The organism is Pseudomonas sp. GD03862 (assembly GCF_029840855.1).
In the GTDB taxonomy this organism is placed as follows: domain Bacteria; phylum Pseudomonadota; class Gammaproteobacteria; order Pseudomonadales; family Pseudomonadaceae; genus Aquipseudomonas; species Aquipseudomonas alloputida.
The window spans coordinates 56,073-75,674 of the sequence record NZ_JAOCDI010000023.1; the positions used below are offsets into that span (position 1 = coordinate 56,073).

Consider the following 19,602-nt stretch of genomic DNA (forward strand, 5'->3'; position numbering starts at 1 on the left):
CAAAGCATAAATAGGTTTTACATCATGGCCGGAAATAAAAACTCAACTTTTTGCAGTTCAGAGCCCACATGGGCAAATGCATGCGTGGGAAACAACGGCAGCCCTGGGTACTTTGAATATTCCAAAGGCTTCTCCACCGCCGCCAACTTACTGATTGACCAAGTTCTTTCCAGGAAAATGGATTTGGAAATTGACGATTTAGTATACCCGGTATGTTTTAATATGCGCCACTCCGTTGAATTGAGACTAAAGGGAGCAATTCAGGAACTGTCGTTCGTAGCTAGAGCGAAAAATCACGAACTCCCGTTCGACTTGTCCGGATCTCATGACATTGGAAATATATGGGGATTTTTTAAAACTCACTCTGAGCTTCTGGACAGCCGCTATACCGATATTAACGGTAAAATTGCCGAGACGATCGTAGATATTTCAGAGGTAGATGCCACAGGGCAGACGTTCCGCTATCCCTTAAGCAATGAAAGCATAAAGCATCTAACAGACGTCGCCTCTATAAATTTTTTCCGCTTAAAAGAAAAGTTTGACGAGCTAGAAAGAAACCTGGATAGACTTCACGAATTAAACTTGTGGCTCAAAGAAGAATATGCCCAAGGAACTTTCACATCAAAACTTTCACGACCAATAATTTATAGATTAGCTAGAGCCCTACCACCAAAGTCTGACTGGACAACATCAGAATTTAAAGACACAAAGCAAGAGCTTATGTGCAAGTATTCCATTGGCAGCAGAGATTTTTCAAAAGCTGTTGAAAAAATAAAAACGCACTATTATCTCGCATCATTGATAGGTGATCCCTTACCGCTTAAGGGTATAGTTCCGGATCAGCTATTTTCTTTCTTCGATCAGTGGATACCTCTGAACACCAAAAGCTTGACCCCAAATGCACCAACCCTAAGCCTCGATTACTGGGATCGAAAGAAGTCAATGCTTGACGGCATAAAGAAAAGAGTCAGTGCTAGGGATTTAATTTGGAGTGAACTTGAAGCCAAGCTAACGCCTGAGTATCTCGCGGGACTACATACATTATTCTACTTTGCGCGCGACAAGCTCTACGTAGAATTTTACGACAAGTTATACAATTCCACCATTCTAGAAATTAACAGCCACTTCACATCTGGAATTCAAGATGTAAAAGAAAGCTTCATGCATATCTTTGATAAAACGAACGCACTGTCTAACATTTCAACGTCTCTTTTTGCCCTAGGCCATAACAGCTTGGCTGAAGCCATTGTAGATAGATATAAAGTTGACTCATCACTAAAATGGCTTGAGAGATGTAGGAATGGCGATCTTTTTTCTTACCCGGAATTTGCCAAATACTAAACTCAGAGATTGAAAATATTAAATAGCCGCTGACTGATAACAACTTTTTACCAGGCTAAGCTATGCACCCCTTGCTACCGCTAGCCGTAACTGAAACCTTGCCTTCTGATCATGGAGGCACGATACCCCTATGCTTGGTGGATAATCTTCCTAGCTCTTCGCTTACTGCCCCTATAGAGAAACGGACGTGCGCGCCAAAGGATATTTTTTGAGATATAACCGCGAACAAGAAAAAATAAAGCTATTAAAATCATATGGTTATGATTATTTTCGACTCCTGGTGCCGCACCATACGCAGTATCAAAAAAGGCTCACCTAAAGGTGGGCCTTTTATGTTTTCGACTAGGAGGTATAACTCAAATGGCGGACTCCCCCAGCCTTGCGCAAGACGCTGTGCATTCAGCTTGCTCACGCTACGGGGCAACCGCCGCGGCGACTCGGCCGTAGAGCTGCCTCAACAATCCCATAGCGCTCTTCCAGGCTGCACCGTCGCGCATAGTAAAAGATTCAAAAGCACGCCGCGTCGTCTGTAGGAGCGGCCTTATGTCGCGGAGGGCCACAAAGCGGCCCCGGCAATCTCAGGCCAGAATAGCGAAAGCTCAAGCCCTCCGAGATGGCTCAAAAAGCCCTGTCAGGCGGCTTTCTGCTCCAAACTCTCCCAACCTAGGCAAGCCAGCGCCAATGTGCGTGGTACCGCTTCACGACCACTGCTGTAGCGGCTGATGCTACGGGGGCTGACTCCCAGCGCTTCGGCAGCCTGGTCGAGCGTCCGGTTGGAGTTATCCACAGAACAGCATGAAGCTCTTTCGCGCAGCCACGCGGTTAAGGGCCCAAACTAGATGAACAACTTCTGGGCCACGATCAGCTGGGACAACGGGGTCTGTGGAAACCCGATGACTCCACGTAGGAATACGTTTTATCCACAGGCGCTAATCACCTGAAAATGCATTTCTTGACGACCATTGTCCACAAGCGTTGACTGCTGTTTCTAATGCTGCCGGGGCAGCAAAATTTGGCCTGGAGCCGGGAAAGCCACACCGCAACCGGAGTGGTTCAAGCCGAGTAGGATCCGCATCCGACAGTTCGTACGTTCACTACCTATGTGATGCCGAAGAGCTTGGCTGCTCAACTAACCCAGCATTCGCGTAGACGCGCGATTTAGGATGTTTTGAACAGCTCGATTGCTCGGAGGGTTTTCACAAAGCCTCGGTCGATACCCGCCATTCGCCAGTGAGCGCTCTCGACCCAAAGCCAATGCCCGGTGGCTAATTTCAGAAGTCGTATCGCGTGTTCAACATCACATTGCGCGGTTCACCGTAGTACCCGCTGTAGAACGTGGTGTCCAACGCACTGATGTACTTCTTGTCAAACAGGTTGTTCACGTTGAGCGTGGTGGAAAGCTGGTCGGTGAGCTGATAGCGGGCCATGAGGTTGACCACGGTAAATTGCGATTGCTTGGCCTTGACCGTGCCCATCGCCGTGCTCGGCGTAACGGTTATGTGGGTGCCGCTTTGCCAGTTCGCGCCACCGCCAACGGTCAGCCGATCGAAATCGCCCGGCAGCCGGTAGGTGCTCCACAGCTTCACCATGTTGGCAGGAGCTTCGGTGTTCAAGCGCTCGCCGTCGCGATCCTTGGTGATGCCATGGTTGTAGCTGGCGGAAACATTCCAGCCAGGCATCAGCTCGCCATTGGCTTCGACTTCAAAGCCACGGGTAGTCGCCCCGCTTACTGCCTTGTAGGCGGCGGTAGAGCCATCGTTGTTGACGGTCTTGCCTTCGTCGAGTACAGCAAGGTTGTCTTGCTTGATCTCGTACGCCGCGATACTGGTGTTCAACAGGCCACCAAAGAATTCGCTCTTCAAACCTATCTCGTAGTTGTCACCTTCACGCGGTTCAAGGGTCGAGCCATCGGCGTCACGCACGCTCTGTGGTTTGAAAATGCTGGTCCAACTGGCATAAACCGAGTGCACGTCGTTGAGGTCGTAAACCACGCCTGCATAGGGTGTCACCACGCCGTTTTCCTTGTAATCCGTCGTGCGATTGCTGCGTGGCGTCGCCGGGTAGGTCAGGTCGTAGTCGTAGTTATACTTGTTGACGCGCGCACCGAGGATCACCGACAAGTTGTCGGTCGGGCGCAGCCGAGTGGCAATGTAGGTGCCACTCTGGTGAATGACGGTGTCGCCATCGTAGAGCTTGCCGCCACCCATGACAGGTTGGTTGGTGTAGTTGTCCCATTCGTAGAAATTGACGAAGGTCCCTTCGATCCCGGTACCACGGGTGGGCGTATGGCGATTCTCGTAACGCGAATAGTTGTAGCCAACGATCAGCTCGTGCTGGCGGCCGAAGAGCTGGAAGGGGCCTTGTGCCTGCAGGTCTACGCCGGTCTGTTTCTGCCAGGTGCTGCCCGCGCCACCGTACAGACGCACGCCAGCGCCCGTGTTCTCGTCAGGGAAGCCCCAGCTGGCGGTGGCCAGCTTGTAGTCGTCACGCTTGATGTACATGCGGTTCACGGAAGCCTTCAAGCTCCAGTCATGAGCCAGCTTCTGCTCGATGCTTGCGAAGGTGTTGAGGGCATCTTGCGGGTTGTGGCTCCAGCGTGCGGCACTGTTGGTCGAGCGAGAGAAATCGGTCTGTTTGCCATTGCTGTAGAACAGTGGGAAGGCCACGGATGACGAGCCTTGCGGGTTATTCTTCTGGTAGTCGGCGCCGACGGTAAGCAGGGTGGTATCGGTCAGGTCGGCTTCGAGGACGCCATAGAAAATCTGCTTTTCTTGTGAATAGTGGTCAACGAAACTGTTGTTCTGCTGGTACGCCGCGACCATGCGGCCACGCACGTTACCGGCTGGGGTCAGCGGGCCGGACAGGTCGACTTCGGTGCGATACTTGTCCCAAGAGCCCACTCCAGCGGTGATGTGGCCTTTGAATTGTTCAGTAGGGCGTTTGCGCACCAGATTGATGGTGGCCGAAGGGTCTCCCGCGCCGGTCATCAGGCCAGTCGCACCGCGCAGCACTTCGACACGGTCGTAGATGGCCATGTCCGCAAGGCTTTGCGCCGACATTTGCGTTGCGATATCCAGCGTCGTCGGAATGCCATCGAATTGGTAATTATCTACCGAGTACCCACGTGAATAGATGTTGAAGCGTTCGCTCCCCAGGCTCTGCACCGACAGCCCAGGCGTCTGCTGCAGCACTTCGGTAATGTCATTGAGCCCCTGGTCATCCATGCGCTGGCGAGTGATCACGCTCACCGACTGCGGCGTTTCACGTATCGACAGGTTCATCTTGGTAGCGGTGCTGCTTAGCCCTGTGGTGTACGAGCCTGTCCCTTCTGTGGTTGCACCTAATGACCGCGAATTGATCGACGTCACCCCCAGCTCCAACGCCCCGCTCGGCTCAGCGGCCTGCATCAGCAGGTAGTTGCCGCTGTCGGTCCTGAACACGTTCAGACCGGTGCCAGCCAGTAACCTGGCAAAGCCCTGCTCCACGTTGAAACTGCCCTTGACCCCAGGACTGGTCTTGCCGGCCGTTAGGCTGGCATCGATCGATAAAGGGATACCAGCCTGGCGACCAAACTGGCTGAGTGCCAGGTCGAGCGGGGCCGCATCAATGTCGAAACGAATGATGCTACTGGCCGCCGGCTGGGCCAGTGCGGCATTGGTACCAGACAGGCTGCACAGGGTCAGGCCAGTGGCGAAGGCCAGGTGGATGGCGCGGGCCAGCGGGGTGATTCGATGCGTCATGTGGAACGTCCGAAAGGGTCAGAGGAACCGCGGTATTGGCGGGGTATGCCCTGAAGCCAATCGAGAACGAAAAAACTGCGCAGAGGGTGAAAATATTTTTCAGGCGCCAGCTCTCGGTACCACCGTCACCCAGTAGCGGGTTCGCCGTTGAATGCTCACTGGCAGGCTACTTTCCAGCAGTGCGAGGATGCGTTCGTCGTCATCCAGCGGGTAGGACCCCGTCACCCGCAAGCCGGCCACACGCGGGTCGCAACGCAAGATGCCCGGGCGGTAGCGGCCGAGCTGGTCGATCAGTTCGTCCAGGCGTGTGGCCTGGGCAATCACGAAGCCGTCGATCCAGGCATCGTCCTGCACCGCCGGTTGACTGACGACGATCCCCTCGCTATCGAGCCTTGCGCGCTGGCCGCTGTCGATGACGCGCTGACCCCGGCCATGTCGCAGCGTGGCAGCCACGCGCCCGCTGCTGACCGACAGCAGCGTACCCGGACAACCATCCCCGCAACGTACTGTGAAGCGGGTGCCGAGCGGCCGCATCAGCGCATCGTCGGTTTGCACCAGCAGCGGTCGGCCGAAGGGGTCGTGCCCGGTGAGCACGTTGATTTCGCCATACCGCAACAAAATGCGCCGCTCGTTGGCATTGAAATCGATGTCCACCGCCGTGGCGGTGTTCAGCCACAGTTCGGTGCCATCGTCCAACACCTGACGGCGGCGCTCTCCGGTCTCGGTGCTGAGGTCTGCCAAACCGCCCTGCAGCCATTGGCTTTCTCTGTTCTGCCAGGCGATGGCCCCCAGCAAGCTGGCACCCATCAACATTTTCAATACCTGGCGACGGTCACCGCTGACATAGCGGGCCTGCTGTAGCGCAGACCGGGCGACCGGGTCGCCTAGCACGCCAGCGTTGTTGCGCAGCAGCGCCGGCAAACCCACCATGCGCTGCCACGCAAGTTCGTGCTCGCTGTCGGCCTGACGCCAGCGTTCAAGCTCCCGGATTTGCTCGGCGGTGATATCGCCGGACTGGGTCAACGAATACCAGGCGATGGCCTGCTGGCGCACGCTGGCGGAAATCGGCTGGGCCTGGGACATGGCGGTCACTCGAACTGACTGGCATAGCAGCGATCGAAGGCCTTGAGCATGGCCCTCTGAACCTGGTCGACACTCAGCGCCAGCTGCGCGGCGATCTGCTTGTAGGTCAGCCCATCGAGCTGCGACAGCAGAAAAATCTCCCGCACTCGCGGCGACAGCCCGTGCAGCAGCTCATCGAGCTGTGTGAGGGTTTCGATCAGCAAGTGTCGCTCTTCGGCGGAGATCTCGTATTGCTCCGGTTGCGCCGCCAATGCCTCGGTATAGGCACGCTCCACCGCCAGGCGCCGCCAACGGTTGATCAACAGGCTGTTGGCGATGGTGGCCAGGTACGCCAAGGGGCGCTGCACATCGTTGAGCGGGCGTCGCGCGCGCATGATACGCACGAACGTGTCCTGGGCCAGATCATCAGCATCAGCAGCCTCCCCCAGACGCTTCATCAGCCAGCGCTTCAACCAGCTGCGGTGCTGCGTGTAGAGGCGCTCGACATCCAGGTCGAAGGAGCTTGGGGGTCCCATAGGCGAGTGGCCTGTCTGCGTTCTTGTGAGCGGAATATGATAATCACTCGCAATTAAGCAGTGCAAGCAGCGGGGGGACGGAGTAAAAGGCTCACCGAAAGTTGGCCTTTTTTGTTTTAACCCCCACAGCCCCCACTCCACTCTAGGCCCTGCAAGCTCATCCCCTTTATAAAATATCTTTTGATGATATCTTATCGAATATAAGGTGCCATAAAACGAGACCTTAATTTTCTGATACGTTTTATTAGTGTGTATTGAGTGGTACCTTATCCTCTATAAAATGTCGCTTGGTGCCACTTTATGAAAGACTTTTTCCCTGTTCAGAGCACCTCAGTGCTGCACCGAATAGGCCTTCTGATGAAGGAGGCGCGTCTGCGCATGAGAATGCGTCAGGCAGACCTTGCGGACCTGGCTGGAATTTCTCTCCGCACTGTTCGTCACCTCGAGAGGGGTAAGGCTGACGGTGTTTCGTTGCGAGATTTCATGCTCGCGCTGTTCACTGTTGGAATCTCTGACCGGGTTTTCCAGGCGTTGATCGATGACCCTGCGCTTGATCTCAACTCTTTAGAAACCAACACGACCAAGCGCGTAAAGCTGCCGCGCTGCAACGCGGAGGACTTCTGATGTCACGCGCTTACATCTACATGGAGTGTCCGGAAACAGGTGAGACTGTGACGTTGGGTAGGCTGACCCTTGCTGGTCGCACGGGAACCTTCGTCTATGCGCCGGAGATCGTGGATGCCAAGCGTTGGGTGCCCGACCCGATACGATATCCGCTCTCCGCTCGACCCTTTCCGGTACATAAGAATGGCGGCGTTCCTGGGTTCATTGATGATGCGATGCCAGATGGCTGGGGGGAACGACTGCTGCGCCGCACCCTAAAGGGAGAACTCACTCCGATCCAGCTCCTGCTGCTGTCTCCCAACGAAGATCGCGCCGGAAATATCATGGCTGGCGAAGTTCGCACACCGCGGCCGGGCATAGGCGAAAGGCCAGTGAAAATGCTTGAAGCCAAAGGGCTCGATCACTTCATAGAGGTTTGTGCTGCGATCTATGACAGCCAGCTGAGCGCAGAGCAGCTGGAGGCATTGAGAATACGGGATCAGCGCTCAGCAGTGGGTGGTGCCAGGCCCAAGCGTACGTACCGTTTTGATCACAAGCTGATTCTGGCGAAGCCACGCGATAAATTTGACCACTACGACCTACCGAAATTTGAGTATGCCTGCATGACTTTTGCGGCTACCAAGGGAATGAATGTCGCCCGGACAGCACTCCATCAAAGTGAAAAAGGCAACACGCTGCTAGTAGAGCGATTTGACCGAAAATGGTCAGAGAATGATGCAAGGTTTCGGCGCATCCCGATGATGAGTGGCTTAACTCTTCTCGATGCCGAATGGCATGCGCAGCGCAACAAAGGGTGGATCTACGCGGCGCTCGCCGATGAGCTGTACCGCAGAGGCGCGCCAGATGCTGATAGGCAGGAGCTCTACAGGCGAATGGCCTATAACGCTCTCGTAGGGAACAGTGACGATCACCCTCGTAACCACGCCGTGATTTGGCAGGAAGGGGCTTGGCGCCTCTCGCCAATGTATGACGTTCTTCCCGTACTGGGAGAGGGGCCTGCACAGGGACTGTCAATGGATGTTGGGATCAACGGTCCCCTTCTAAGTCGAGCTAACTTGCTTAGCCAGCATAAGCATTTTGCACTGACGGAAGATGAGGCGGCAGGCATATTGGATGAGGTCGCTTCTTGGCAGTCAGAGCTGATGGAACACTATGCAAAGCATTTGGCTGGGGCTGAGCTGGATGCGGCGGCGGACGCAACAAGCTGCGAGAGACTGCTGGCTTAGGGGCGGGCTGCGAAGGCCTCGCTCGAGAGCTTCGCGCTTACGCAGATCGGACCATGCACCAGGTCGAGCGGTTTGGCGAAGATTGGGATAGCTTCGAGGGCCGATTGGAGATGCCAGTTGAGCCAGCAAGCGCCAGAGCACAGGTGAGAAAGCGCCGCTTGGCGGCCCAGCGCAGGCCTTGGAGCGAGCGCTGGTTCTGTAGGAGCCGGCGCTGCGGTTGCAGGCACCGGCTGCGCCGGTGTTCGCGGGTGAACCCGCTCCTACAGGTACAGCGCCAGGCCTTGTGGAATGGCTGATCAGAACGCGGTGCTCACCGTCAACGACAGGTTACGCGGGTCACCATAAATCGCCCCGGCATAGAACCCGTACTGGCTGTAGTAGTGCTTGTCGAACAGGTTGTTGGCGTTGAGGCTGACGCTGGTGTCGTCGGTCAGCTGGTACTTGGCCATGGCATTCCAGATGGCATATCCGGACCAGTTCACGTCAGTGGCACCATTGCTCACACCGTTGGTGGGCTGGCCAGCCGGGCTGGAGATGGCGCGGATGTTGGTCTGCGCAGTCACGCCGGCGCCCAGGGTCAGGCGGTCGAGCGGGCCGCTCAAGCGGTAGGTGGTGGAGGCCTTGAACAGGTGCGACGGGTCGCTGCGGCCGTCGCTGTCGACGCGGCGGAAGTGCAGATAGGTGTAGCCGGCGTAGGCGTTCCAGTTGGGGGTCAGGGCGCCTGCGACTTCCAGGTCGATACCGTCGGTTTCCTGCCCGGAGCCGGCCTTGTAGGCGCTGCCGCCGGTCGGGGTGGTCAGGTCGCCGTCCAACACGGCCTTGTTTTCCTGCTTGGTGCGGAAGTAGGCCGCCGAGGCGTTCAGACGGCCATCGAACCACTCACCCTTGATACCGGTCTCGTAGCTTTGCCCACGAATCGGCTCGACCTTGCTGCCGCTGCTGGTTTCAGAGGTTTGCGGCGTGAAAATATCGGTGTAGCTGGCATACACCGAGTAGTTGTCGTTGAGGTCATACACCGCGCCCAGGTAGGGGGTGACGATGCCGTTTTCTTCCTGGCTGCTGCGCTCGCCAGCCACGCTGCGGGTGACCGAGGAATAGTTGCTGGTGCGCACGCCAACGATCACCGACAACGGGTCGGTGATGCTCAGGCGGGTGGCGGCGTACATGCCCTGCAGGCGAGTGGTGGTCTTGCTGTGAAGGCCGGTGCGCGAGGCGATGAGGTCGTAGTCGTCATCCACGCCATTGTGCCAGTCGGTGACCGGGAAGCCGTTGTTGGCGCGGAACTGGCAACCCAGTGCAGGCGCGCTGGTCATGCCGTCGCCGACCATGGTGCAGGTGTACTGAGGCGACCAGCCGACGGTGCGGCTGTCGTTGTAGCCGACCATGGCCTGATGGGTGCGGCCGAACAGCTGGAACGGGCCAGACAGGTCGATCTGCGCCGACTGCTGGGTGGTGTCGCTGGAGCTGTGCAAACCATTCAGTACGGCGCCGCTGCCGTCCTGGTCCCAATAGCCGCCGTAGCTGCCGCGCCCAGCCGAGTTCACCTTGGCAAGGCCCCGGTGGTTCAGGGCTTCGGTGGTGGCCTGGGCGGCTTTCAGGTCCAGGGTCCAGTCGTTGTCGAAGCGGTGCTCGAGCGAACCGAACGCAGTGCGAGTGGTGTACTCGCCAAAGCTCCAGCTGGGCACCAGGTTGGTGCTGCGCGGCAAGTTGGTCTTGCTGCCGTCGCGGTACCAGATCGGGATGTTCGCGCCCCAGCCGCCGCCCACAACCTTGTTGTACTCATACTGGTAACCGGCGCCCAGGGTGGTGGTGTCGTCCAGGTCGAATTCGAAGTTGGCCAACGCGGCGCGGGAGCGCTCGGACTGGTTGTCGCGGAACGAGTTGGCATCCTGTTGGGTCATCACGAAGCGCGAACGCAGGCGGCCATCTTCGGACAGAGGCAGGTTCAAGTCAGCACCCAGACGACGCTTGTCCCAGCTGCCATAAGTGGCATAGGCACTACCGCCGAAGGTTTTGGTGGGTGCCTTGCGGATAAGGTTGACGGTGGCCGAGGGGTCGCCGGTGCCGCCCAGCAGGCCGTTGGCGCCGCGTACGATGTCGATGCGTTCGTACAGGTCCATGTTCAGCGCATTGCCGCTGCCACTGAAATCGGAGCCGCCCTGAGTCTGCAGGCCATCGACCTTCCAGTTGCTGATTGAGTAGCCACGCGCGCGGTAGTCGGTGCGCCCACCCACCTCGGACTTGTTGGCCGTTACGCCTGGGGCGGTTTCCAATGCCTGCTCGATGGTGTGGATGTCGCGGTCATCCATCTGCTGGCGGGTGATGGTGGTAACCGATTGCGGCGTCTGCCGTGGTGTCAGTGCCAGGCCAGTGGAGCTGCGGGTGCTCTCGACCGTATAGCCCAACTGGCCGGCATCGTCGGCAGGCAGTACTGCGCTGTCTTCGATCTGTGTGGCGTCGAGTTCAAGGGGTTTACCGTCGGCAGCCACTGCACCACCGCTGATGGCGACGGCGACGCAGAAGGCCAGCGGCTTGAGGCAATTGCCGCTTTGACTGAAGGGGGTGAACACTGGCGTGATGCTTTGGGGATTCATTTGGGAAGGCTTCGTATTTGCAGATGATTTTTTGTTAGGATTCTAGGGATCAGCCCTCCGGGCTCCAGACCCGACATGTACGGGGATGTAATTGAACGTAACGAGCGCCAAGGGCACTCACCTAACAGGTGTTTTTCTGCATGAGCACGACCCTGCTGGTTGTCGATGATGACGACGAGATCCGCGAACTTCTTTGTGATTACCTGACCGATGCCGGCTACAACGTGCTGGCGGCAGCCGACGGTCAACAGATGCGCGACCAGCTGGCCCGGCACAAAGTGGAGCTGGTGGTGCTCGACCTGATGCTGCCGGGTGAGGACGGCCTTAGCCTGTGCAGGCAGTTGCAGGCCACACCAGGGTTGGCAGTGATCATGCTGTCAGCCAAGGGCAGCACACTGGACCGCATCATCGGCCTGGAAGTAGGCGCCGACGACTATCTGGCCAAGCCCTTCGAACCACGCGAACTGATCGCCCGGATCAAAGCCGTACTGCGTCGTCCGCAACGCCTGGGCACCTCTGCCGAAGAACCCGTGGTGGACGCCCAGCTGTTCGCAGGCTTTCGCCTGGAACACGTCAAGCGCCTGCTCACCCGCCCGGATGGCGAGACCCTGACCCTGCCGCGCTCCGACTACCGCGTGCTGCGCGAACTGCTGGAAGCCAACAACCGAGTGGTCTCCCGTGACCAACTGACCCGCAGCGCGTTCGGCCGCGATCACCTGCCCGACGACCGCTCGGTGGACATGTGTGTCAGCCGCCTGCGCCAGCAGCTGCGCCGGGCGCCGGCGGGCACCGCGCAAATCCTGACCATCCGCAACGAAGGCTACCTGCTGAGTCTCGCCCCACTCGCGCCCGGTGCCTGACATGCGCTGGTTTCACCGGCTATGGCCCCGCACCTTGTTTGGTCAACTGCTGCTGATCATGGTCAGTGGCACGCTGGTGATCCAGTTGATGTCGAGCAGCATCTGGTTCGATGTGCGTTTCGCTCAGGCGCTAGAGGTGCCCGTGCGACTGGTTGCTGCACGCAGCGCACCCCTGATTACCCAGGCCGACTGCCACGGCGGTACGCTGCAGGCGCCAGCCCACTACCAGCTTCACTGCGTCGAAAGCCCGCCTGCGCAAGAGCATGACGAGCGCCGCGGGCACAGGCGGGTCGAGCTGTTGTTGCAGCAGGCCCTGAAGTACGAGCTGGGGCATGCCCAGGACGTGCGCCTGATGAACGTGCAACTCACCGACGAACTGGGCCAGCCGATCGTCTGGCGCAGCCTGTTCGGCCTGCGCACGGCCCAGGCGCATATCCAGTTCGCGGTGCCGCTGGCCGATGGCCACTGGCTGACCGTTGCGGGCCAGGAACTGCAGGGCTGGAGCGGCGAGTCGGCCTGGGTGCTGATCAGCGATTACCTGCTGCGGGTGTATGCGCTGCGCATCGTCGCGGTGTTGCTGGTATGCCTGGTTGCCGTGCGCCTGTGCCTGCGCCCGTTGCGGCGCCTGGCCGATGCCGCACGCGGCCTGGGCAGCAACCTCGAGCAGCCTCCCCTGGCGCTGGATGGCCCGGAGGAAGTGCGCCAGGCGGCGCAGGCGTTCAACGCGATGCAGCAGCGGCTGATTGCCATGGTCAACGACAAGGCCTACTTCCTGGCCGCCGTGTCTCATGACCTGCGCACCCCACTGACCCGCATGCGCCTGCGACTGGAGCGCTTACCCGATGACGAACACCGCCAGCGCCTGCAGCAGAACATCACGCAGATGGACAATATGATCGGTCAGGTTCTGGATTACCTGCGTGCCGGAGAGCAGCAGAATTTGCAGCAGGTGGACCTGGACCGATTGGTTGCGCGCCAGTGTGCGGACCTGGCGACTGACCAGGAACCACTGCCGGTGCACGGCCGGGTGAACAGCCTGCGGGGGGATGCCCTGCTGCTGCAGCGCTGCCTGCAGAACTTGTTGGTCAATGCGTTGCGTTATGCCAAGGATGTTTCTGTCACGCTGGAGCGGACCACCACAGGAGTGTTCATCCACATCGACGACCATGGACCAGGCATTTCGCCAGCGCTGCTGCCGACCATCACCGACCCGTTCGTGCGCGGTGAGGGATCGCGTAACCAGGCATCCGGCGGATATGGGCTGGGGCTGAGCATTGCCCAGCGGATCGCCGCCAGCCATGGGGGTGAGCTGATATTGTCGAACCGTGAGAGCGGTGGATTGCGGGTCAGCATACTGCTGCCTGGCTAACGCGATCGTCTGTGGGAGCAGCCCCACACCATAGGACTGCGCAGACCTGGGAATTCGCAATCAGGTAACAGTCTTTTACCGATTACCCAGGTTTTCCGTCCCCTGCGTTTGCCTATCCTAGGCCCGGTCATCCTGCCTGCGATGGACCCATGAAACACTCTCTTCCCAGCCGCTACGCCTGCCTCGTACTCTGCCTTGTCTTCACTTTCGCCAGCCTGCCCCTGCTGGCCCAACATGCCTGGCTGTGGCCGGTAACGCTGATCACCGCGCTGCTCAGCCTGGTCGGTCTGAATGACCTGCGCCAAAGCCACCATGCGGTGCGACGCAACTACCCGATCCTAGGCAATATCCGTTACCTGATCGAAACCATCCGCCCGGAAATCCGCCAGTACCTGATCGAAGGTGACGACGACAAGCTGCCGTTCTCCCGCTCGCAACGCTCGCTGGTCTACGCCCGCGCCAAGAACGAAAGCGCCGAGAAAGCGTTCGGCACGCTCAACGACGCCTACAAACCTGGTTTCGAATTCATCAGCCATTCCATGCTACCGGTGGCCACGCCAGACCCTGCGTCGTTCCGCATTGCCATCGGCGGGCCGCAATGCCGAATGCCCTACTCGGCCTCGATCTTCAACATCTCGGCGATGAGTTTCGGCGCCCTCAGCGCCAACGCCATCGCCGCGCTCAACCGCGGCGCGCGCATGGGCCGGTTTGCCCATGACACTGGCGAAGGCAGCATCAGCCCGTACCACCGTGAACACGGCGGCGATCTGATCTGGGAAATTGGCAGCGGCTACTTCGGCTGCCGCACCGAGGACGGTCGTTTCGATCCACAGCGCTTCGCCGAACAGGCCCGCTCGGCACAGGTGAAGATGATCGAGATCAAGCTTAGCCAGGGCGCCAAGCCTGGCCACGGCGGCATTTTACCGGGGCACAAGGTCAGCCCCGAAATTGCCGAGACCCGTGGCGTACGCGCAGGCGAGGACTGCATTTCGCCCGCGGCGCACAGCGCCTTCCGCACACCGGTCGAGCTGCTGCAGTTCGTAGCCGGCCTGCGCGAGCTTTCGGGCGGCAAGCCCGTTGGCTTCAAGTTCTGCCTGGGCCACCCTTGGGAATTCATGGGCATTGCCAAGGCCATGCTCGCCACCGGCATCACCCCTGACTTCATCGTTGTCGATGGCAAGGAAGGCGGCACCGGCGCGGCACCTCGCGAGTTCAGCGACAACATGGGCGTGCCGATGCGCGAAGGCCTGATGTTCGTGCACAACACGTTGGTCGGCCTGAACCTGCGCTCCAGCATCCGCATTGGTGCGGCAGGCAAGATCGTCAGCGCCTTCGACATTGCCAGCGTATTGGCCATCGGCGCTGACTGGGTCAATTCGGCACGCGGTTTCATGTTTGCCATTGGCTGTATTCAGTCGCAGAGCTGCCACACCAACAAGTGCCCGACCGGCGTGGCGACCCAAGACCCTCTGCGCCAGCGCGCCCTGGTGGTGCCAGACAAGGCCGAGCGGGTAGCCAGCTTCCACCGCAACACACTGCACGCACTGGCCGAGATGTTGGCTGCCGCAGGCCTGGAGCACCCTTCGGAGCTCAAGCCCAAGCACCTGGCGCGGCGCATCAGCCCCAGCGAAATCGGGTTGTTTTCGGACTTGCACACATTCCTCAAGCCGGGCGAATTACTCAGTGGCTCGATCGAAAGCGAGTTTTATGCGCGGATGTGGCGGATGGCGCGTAGCGACAGCTTTGCACCGGAGACGGGGGACACTGCAGCACGAACTGTGGCATCAAGACTGCGCCACGAAGAGACTGAACCTGCATGACAAACATGACTGGGGCTACCCTGCAGCCCTTCGCGGGCGTGCCCGCTCCCACAATTTGCAGCGCCATCGAAGGCGGCGCTTTACCTGTGGGAGCGGGCAAGCCCGCGAAGGGCCGCAGCGCGGCCCCAGCTTTCATGCAAAGAACTGCGGATCAGAAGATGCTGATCGGGTACTCGACGAATACGCGGACTTCGTTGCCGTCGTCGTTGTAACCGTTCTGCTGCACGGCGTTGTTGGTACGCAAGAACGAGCTACGCAGCTTGATCGACAGGTCCTTGGCCGGGCCGTCCTGCACCACGTAACGGATCTGGTTGAAGATTTCGCGCTCTTTACCTTCGCCGAAGCCTTGCGGGTTGGCGACGTTGCGGGTGTTGATGTTGTCACCCACCACGTAAGCCAGCTTGTAGGTCAGGCCCGGAATGCCGTAGGCACCGAAGTCCAGGCCGTAGCCCAGCTGCCAGGAGCGCTCGTCTTCGGCGTTGAAGTCGGACCAGTACGAGTTGGCCAGGTAGATGGTGGAACCACCGTCACCCACGCCGCCAGCGTTCTGGTAGAAGCCGTAGTTGTAGCCCGTGCTGCCAGTGCTGCGCTGGTGAGCGAGGGTGAACGAGTGCGCACCGTACGCGTAGGTGGCTGCAAGGCTCCAGATGGTGTTGGAGTCGCCGTTCAGGCCTGCGGCTTTTACGTACTTGTTGTTGATGTCCGACTTGTAGCCGTTGAAGTCCAGGGTCAGGGACTGGTCGCTGGCGATCGGGAAGACGTAGTTCAAGCCCAGGTAGTGCTTCTTCATCACATCTTCGTTGTCGGCGGTGTACAGCGAAGCGGTGAAGTTGTCGGTGAACTTGTAGCTGCCACCTAAGACGTTGATCGACTTCAGGCCACCACCATCACGGCGCTCGGCGCTCTTGCGCGCTTCCTGGGTGAAGCGGCCGGCGTTCAGTTCCAGGCCCTGGATCTCTTTGGAGGTGATCAGGGTGCCGGTGAAGCTTTCTGGCAGCAGACGTGCATCGTCGTACTGCAGCACTGGCAGTGCTGGCATCTGGTCACCGTACTTCAGCACGGTGTTGGAAATGCGGAATTTCACAGCAGCACCACCACGCGCCAGGTTGTGCGGCGAGCTGGCGTTGCCTTCGGCATTGGTGGTTTCGTGCGGTTTGAAGAAGTCGACGCCGCCACCACCGTTGTGGCCTTTGCCGCCATCCAGGCGCACGGCGTACAGGCCGAATGCGTCAACACCGACGCCAACGGTGCCTTGGGTGAAACCGGAGGAGAAGTTGGCGATGAACGCCTGGCCCCATTCGATCTGGTCGTCGGTGCCATGCTTCTTGTCACGGTTGATGTAGGCGTTGCGCAGAAGGACGTTGGCGTGACTGTCCTCGATGAAGCCCTTGCTGTCAGCCTGGTCATTGGCCTGAGCCTGGGTCGCGGCGATCATCGCCAGGGCGACCAGGCTGATCCTGGTTTTCAACATGTTGTTTTCCTTATTTCTTAATCAAAAACGCACTGCAATATGACGCCAGGAACCAACGCCCCTTCGTAGGTTCGACGCTATGCGGATCCAGCCGGGTGGGCCGACCGGTAATTTCACGGCGGCCCTTGGCAGCAGCTTGGCCAATACCATGGCCAGCAGGCGTTGGCCGAATCCTAGCCGTGTGCGATTACAAATGTCAAAAAGTCGTGAAATGCAGGTTGATATAACCAAAATTACCGGCCTGTCTGGTGCATTTCCATGCAGGTTTGCGCTATCAGCGGGCAATTTATCTTGTGTAGGAAATTGCCTTTTGATCGAACGGACAATTTCCTGGGAGCAGGCAGAGCGTGGCCGCAGAGGCTGTTACAAACGGACACATATGTAAAGACAAGCCTTTACAAATACCCAAGCAGGAGTAAATAGCAAGCATTACCATTCGCACTTAATTTTCAACTGTCCGGTTTGAATGTGCCCATGCTTGTACCCTGCCGTCTTTCACCCCTGACGCTTGGCCTGTCGCTGCTGTTCAGCGCCAGCCTGGCCAGTGCCGCCACCACCACACTGCCGGAGTCGTCGGTTACCGCCGACAGCGAACGCGAGAAGGACAACCCGCGGGTCAAGGAGGTGAGCACCGCAACCCGCACCTCAACGCCCGTGCGTTATGTGCCGCAGGCCATCGATACGGTGAAAACCGCCAATGTGCTGGATTACGGCAGCAACACGCTGGGCAAGGCGCTGGAGGGTATCCCCAACGTCAGCAGCGGCGCCGACACCCGTTTTGACAGCGTACGCATCCGCGGCTTCGAGGCCAGCAACGACTTCTACCTGGACGGTATCCGCGACGACAGCCAGTACATCCGCGACCTGCACAACATCGAGCGGGTCGAAGTGCTGAAGGGGCCTGCAGCGGTACTGTATGGCCGTGGCAGCCAGGGCGGCATCGTCAACAGGGTCAGCAAGGCACCGGAGCCGGGTCGCCGCTCGACCATCGAAGCGCAGGCCGGCAGCGAAGACCTGCGCAGCCTGTATGCCGACCTCAGCGCCGACCCCAGCGACACGGTCAGCCTGCGCCTGAACATGGGCAACCAGGACAACAACAGCTTCCGCGATGGTATCGACGGCAGCCGCCAACTGTTCGCCCCGTCGATCAGCTGGCAGATCACCCCCGACCTGAACTGGCTGGTGCAGTACGAATACAGCCGCTACAACCGCACACCAGACCGGGGCATCCCGAGTGTCAACGGCCGCCCGGCAGACGTCAGCCGCAGCGCCACCTACGGCGACAATCGCGACTACATTGACGACCGCGCCCAGTCGCTGCGCTCGCGCCTGAACTACCAGTTGAACGAAACCTGGCAGCTGCGCCACACCCTGGGCCTGTTCAAACTCGACAGCGAGTTCGACAACACCTATGTCACGGGCTACAACGCCGGCACCAATACCTTGACCCGCCAACGCTGGCAGCAGGACCTGAACACCCGCAACCTGTTCAACAACCTGGAGGCCGAGGGCGACTTCGACACCTTGGGCCTTGAACACAAGCTGCTGCTGGGCCTGGAGTTCGGCAACCAGCGGCGCGATCCGCTGCTATACAGCGCCGGCAGCCAGAGCCTGCCAGGCCTGGGCAAACCCAGCCAGCCGCACAATGGTACGTTGGCGGTATCGAGCAACAACCACACCGTGGTCGACAGCCGCGGGGTCTATCTGCAGGACCAGATTCGCCTGAACGATCAGTGGCAGGTTCTCGCCGGCGTGCGCTTTGACCAGTTCGAAGTGGAAACCACCAACAAGGATGGCTTGCGCGAACCGCAGGACAGCAACAGCACCAGCCCACGCCTGGGCGTGGTCTACACGCCATGGCGCGACCATTCGTTCTACGCCTCGTGGAGCAAGACTTTCTCACCGGTGGGTGGCGGCTTGATCGGCATCACCCCAGGGGCACAGGGCAACACCAATAAAACCGACCCGGAAGAGACCCGGCAGAAAGAAATAGGCGTAAAGAGCGACTGGTTGGATCAGCGCCTGACCACCACCCTGGCCATCTACGAGCTGGAACTTTACAACCGCCGCACCCGCGACCCAAACGACCCGAACATCATCTTGCTCAGCGGCATGCAGCGTTCGCGCGGCATCGAACTGACGGCCACCGGCAACATCGTCGGCAACTGGTATGTACGCGGCGGCATTGGCCTGCAGGATGCGATCATCGTCAAGGACAATAACGGCCAGGAAGGCAACCGCATCAATGACGTGGCCAAGCGCAATGGCAGCCTGTTCGTGACCTGGAAGCCAGAATTGGGGTGGTACGCCGAAACCGGGCTGACACTGGTGGGCGAGCGTTATGCGGACAACCAGAACACCACGGTATTACCAGGGTATGGCCGTTGGGATGCACTGGCGGGGTATCGGACCCATGACTGGGATGTGCGGGCGGCATTGAGCAACATTGCTGACAAGACCTACTACAGCTCGGCGACCAGTGCGGCGCAGATCCAGGTGGGCGATCCGCGTAGCCTTGTGGTGACGGGTAGCTACAGTTTCTGATTTTAAGTTGCCTGTACCTGCCTCTTCGCGAGCATGCCCGCGAAGAGGCAGGTACAGGTGCAATAGATCAGTGCCACACCGCCATCAGCGCCTGCATCTCTGCTTCGCTGATCAACCCTTGGGGGTATCGCCCGGCAAGCAGACGTCGTGGGTCGGTCGTCCTGACCCTGATGCTTCCATGGTGTTTCAACCGCTTCGCCAAAAGCCTGAGCGATTGGCGATCAACTGCCGATGGGCGCAATGCCGACTCACTTGCTGCGTTCATGTCCACACGTACTCCCTGGCCCGTGAGCGGCTAATTTACGTAGGTATTGTTACAGATCAGAGGCGCGGCCTGACCGTGCCATCTCGCTATCTGCTTGAAAAACAATACAAAACGTATGCCAGCTCGGCCTCCGGGCGTCGCCCGCGCAAA

The 19,602-nt window shown here is 59.0% G+C and carries 14 protein-coding genes and 1 pseudogene; 8 read left to right on the forward strand and 7 right to left on the reverse strand.

Going from position 1 to position 19,602, the window contains the following annotated elements; genetic code table 11:
- The first annotated feature begins 24 nt into the window (after positions 1 to 24).
- Positions 25 to 1,341: a hypothetical protein gene (locus tag N5D53_RS16210; protein ID WP_190869773.1), complete on the forward strand. Its 1,317-nt coding sequence runs from the start codon at positions 25 to 27 to the stop codon at positions 1,339 to 1,341.
- A gap of 631 nt (positions 1,342 to 1,972) precedes the next feature.
- On the opposite strand, the gene N5D53_RS16215 is transcribed toward N5D53_RS16210, so the two are convergent.
- The 4 genes from N5D53_RS16215 to N5D53_RS16230 all read right to left on the reverse strand — a co-directional run bounded on the left by N5D53_RS16215 (position 1,973) and on the right by N5D53_RS16230 (position 6,679).
- On the reverse strand, positions 1,973 to 2,155 hold the full coding sequence (locus N5D53_RS16215; RefSeq protein ID WP_155741781.1) for a helix-turn-helix domain-containing protein: 183 nt from the start codon (positions 2,153 to 2,155) through the stop codon (positions 1,973 to 1,975).
- A gap of 457 nt (positions 2,156 to 2,612) precedes the next feature.
- The gene (locus N5D53_RS16220) at positions 2,613 to 5,081 is read right to left on the reverse strand and encodes a TonB-dependent receptor (RefSeq protein ID WP_190869774.1); all 2,469 of its coding nucleotides are present in this window, start codon (positions 5,079 to 5,081) and stop codon (positions 2,613 to 2,615) included.
- Positions 5,082 to 5,180: 99 nt separating this feature from the next.
- A complete protein-coding gene (locus N5D53_RS16225) occupies positions 5,181 to 6,164 on the reverse strand; it encodes a FecR domain-containing protein (protein ID WP_223843569.1) in 984 nt (327 codons plus the stop codon).
- A 5-nt stretch (positions 6,165 to 6,169) separates the two neighbouring features.
- Entirely contained in the window at positions 6,170 to 6,679 is a 510-nt protein-coding gene (locus N5D53_RS16230; protein ID WP_064491786.1) for a sigma-70 family RNA polymerase sigma factor, read from the reverse strand.
- Positions 6,680 to 6,979: 300 nt separating this feature from the next.
- On the opposite strand from N5D53_RS16230, the gene N5D53_RS16235 reads away from it, so the two are divergent.
- The 3 genes and pseudogenes from N5D53_RS16235 to N5D53_RS16245 form a co-directional block, all read left to right on the forward strand.
- Positions 6,980 to 7,303: a helix-turn-helix domain-containing protein gene (locus N5D53_RS16235; protein ID WP_064491785.1), complete on the forward strand. Its 324-nt coding sequence runs from the start codon at positions 6,980 to 6,982 to the stop codon at positions 7,301 to 7,303.
- On the forward strand, positions 7,303 to 8,529 hold the full coding sequence (locus N5D53_RS16240; protein WP_064491784.1) for a type II toxin-antitoxin system HipA family toxin: 1,227 nt from the start codon (positions 7,303 to 7,305) through the stop codon (positions 8,527 to 8,529). Before N5D53_RS16235 ends, N5D53_RS16240 begins: the two co-directional genes overlap by 1 nt.
- A 41-nt stretch (positions 8,530 to 8,570) precedes the next feature.
- Positions 8,571 to 8,654 (forward strand): annotated as a pseudogene (locus N5D53_RS16245) (DUF3079 domain-containing protein); the annotation flags it as partial.
- 171 nt (positions 8,655 to 8,825) lie between these two features.
- On the opposite strand, the gene N5D53_RS16250 reads toward N5D53_RS16245, so the two are convergent.
- Positions 8,826 to 11,123 carry a TonB-dependent siderophore receptor gene (locus N5D53_RS16250; RefSeq protein WP_279840547.1) on the reverse strand — a complete coding sequence of 766 codons (2,298 nt, stop codon included), beginning with the start codon at positions 11,121 to 11,123 and terminating at the stop codon, positions 8,826 to 8,828.
- 140 nt (positions 11,124 to 11,263) lie between these two features.
- On the opposite strand from N5D53_RS16250, the gene N5D53_RS16255 reads away from it, so the two are divergent.
- The 3 genes from N5D53_RS16255 to N5D53_RS16265 all read left to right on the forward strand — a co-directional run bounded on the left by N5D53_RS16255 (position 11,264) and on the right by N5D53_RS16265 (position 15,172).
- On the forward strand, positions 11,264 to 11,983 hold the full coding sequence (locus N5D53_RS16255) for a response regulator (protein ID WP_190869777.1): 720 nt from the start codon (positions 11,264 to 11,266) through the stop codon (positions 11,981 to 11,983).
- A gap of 1 nt (position 11,984) precedes the next feature.
- Positions 11,985 to 13,352 carry an ATP-binding protein gene (locus tag N5D53_RS16260; protein ID WP_104886813.1) on the forward strand — a complete coding sequence of 456 codons (1,368 nt, stop codon included), beginning with the start codon at positions 11,985 to 11,987 and terminating at the stop codon, positions 13,350 to 13,352.
- A gap of 149 nt (positions 13,353 to 13,501) precedes the next feature.
- The gene (locus N5D53_RS16265; protein ID WP_190869778.1) at positions 13,502 to 15,172 is read left to right on the forward strand and encodes an FMN-binding glutamate synthase family protein; all 1,671 of its coding nucleotides are present in this window, start codon (positions 13,502 to 13,504) and stop codon (positions 15,170 to 15,172) included.
- A gap of 151 nt (positions 15,173 to 15,323) precedes the next feature.
- Here the strand turns inward: N5D53_RS16265 and N5D53_RS16270 are convergent, their stop codons facing one another.
- Entirely contained in the window at positions 15,324 to 16,643 is a 1,320-nt protein-coding gene (locus N5D53_RS16270; RefSeq protein ID WP_003255784.1) for an OprD family porin, read from the reverse strand.
- 474 nt (positions 16,644 to 17,117) lie between these two features.
- On the opposite strand from N5D53_RS16270, the gene N5D53_RS16275 reads away from it, so the two are divergent.
- The gene (locus N5D53_RS16275; RefSeq protein WP_121160939.1) at positions 17,118 to 19,187 is read left to right on the forward strand and encodes a TonB-dependent siderophore receptor; all 2,070 of its coding nucleotides are present in this window, start codon (positions 17,118 to 17,120) and stop codon (positions 19,185 to 19,187) included.
- 67 nt (positions 19,188 to 19,254) lie between these two features.
- Here the strand turns inward: N5D53_RS16275 and N5D53_RS16280 are convergent, their stop codons facing one another.
- Positions 19,255 to 19,452 carry a hypothetical protein gene (locus tag N5D53_RS16280; protein WP_011953221.1) on the reverse strand — a complete coding sequence of 66 codons (198 nt, stop codon included), beginning with the start codon at positions 19,450 to 19,452 and terminating at the stop codon, positions 19,255 to 19,257.
- Positions 19,453 to 19,602 lie beyond the last annotated feature (150 nt).

Coding starts and splice junctions, on each gene's coding strand:
- N5D53_RS16210 (WP_190869773.1), top strand. CDS start 25: ATGGCCGGAAATAAAAACTCAACTTTTTGCAGTTCAGAGCCCACATGG.
- N5D53_RS16220 (WP_190869774.1), bottom strand. CDS start 5,081: ATGACGCATCGAATCACCCCGCTGGCCCGCGCCATCCACCTGGCCTTC.
- N5D53_RS16225 (WP_223843569.1), bottom strand. CDS start 6,164: ATGTCCCAGGCCCAGCCGATTTCCGCCAGCGTGCGCCAGCAGGCCATC.
- N5D53_RS16230 (WP_064491786.1), bottom strand. CDS start 6,679: ATGGGACCCCCAAGCTCCTTCGACCTGGATGTCGAGCGCCTCTACACG.
- N5D53_RS16235 (WP_064491785.1), top strand. CDS start 6,980: ATGAAAGACTTTTTCCCTGTTCAGAGCACCTCAGTGCTGCACCGAATA.
- N5D53_RS16240 (WP_064491784.1), top strand. CDS start 7,303: ATGTCACGCGCTTACATCTACATGGAGTGTCCGGAAACAGGTGAGACT.
- N5D53_RS16250 (WP_279840547.1), bottom strand. CDS start 11,123: ATGAATCCCCAAAGCATCACGCCAGTGTTCACCCCCTTCAGTCAAAGC.
- N5D53_RS16255 (WP_190869777.1), top strand. CDS start 11,264: ATGAGCACGACCCTGCTGGTTGTCGATGATGACGACGAGATCCGCGAA.
- N5D53_RS16260 (WP_104886813.1), top strand. CDS start 11,985: ATGCGCTGGTTTCACCGGCTATGGCCCCGCACCTTGTTTGGTCAACTG.
- N5D53_RS16265 (WP_190869778.1), top strand. CDS start 13,502: ATGAAACACTCTCTTCCCAGCCGCTACGCCTGCCTCGTACTCTGCCTT.
- N5D53_RS16270 (WP_003255784.1), bottom strand. CDS start 16,643: ATGTTGAAAACCAGGATCAGCCTGGTCGCCCTGGCGATGATCGCCGCG.
- N5D53_RS16275 (WP_121160939.1), top strand. CDS start 17,118: ATGCTTGTACCCTGCCGTCTTTCACCCCTGACGCTTGGCCTGTCGCTG.
- N5D53_RS16280 (WP_011953221.1), bottom strand. CDS start 19,452: ATGAACGCAGCAAGTGAGTCGGCATTGCGCCCATCGGCAGTTGATCGC.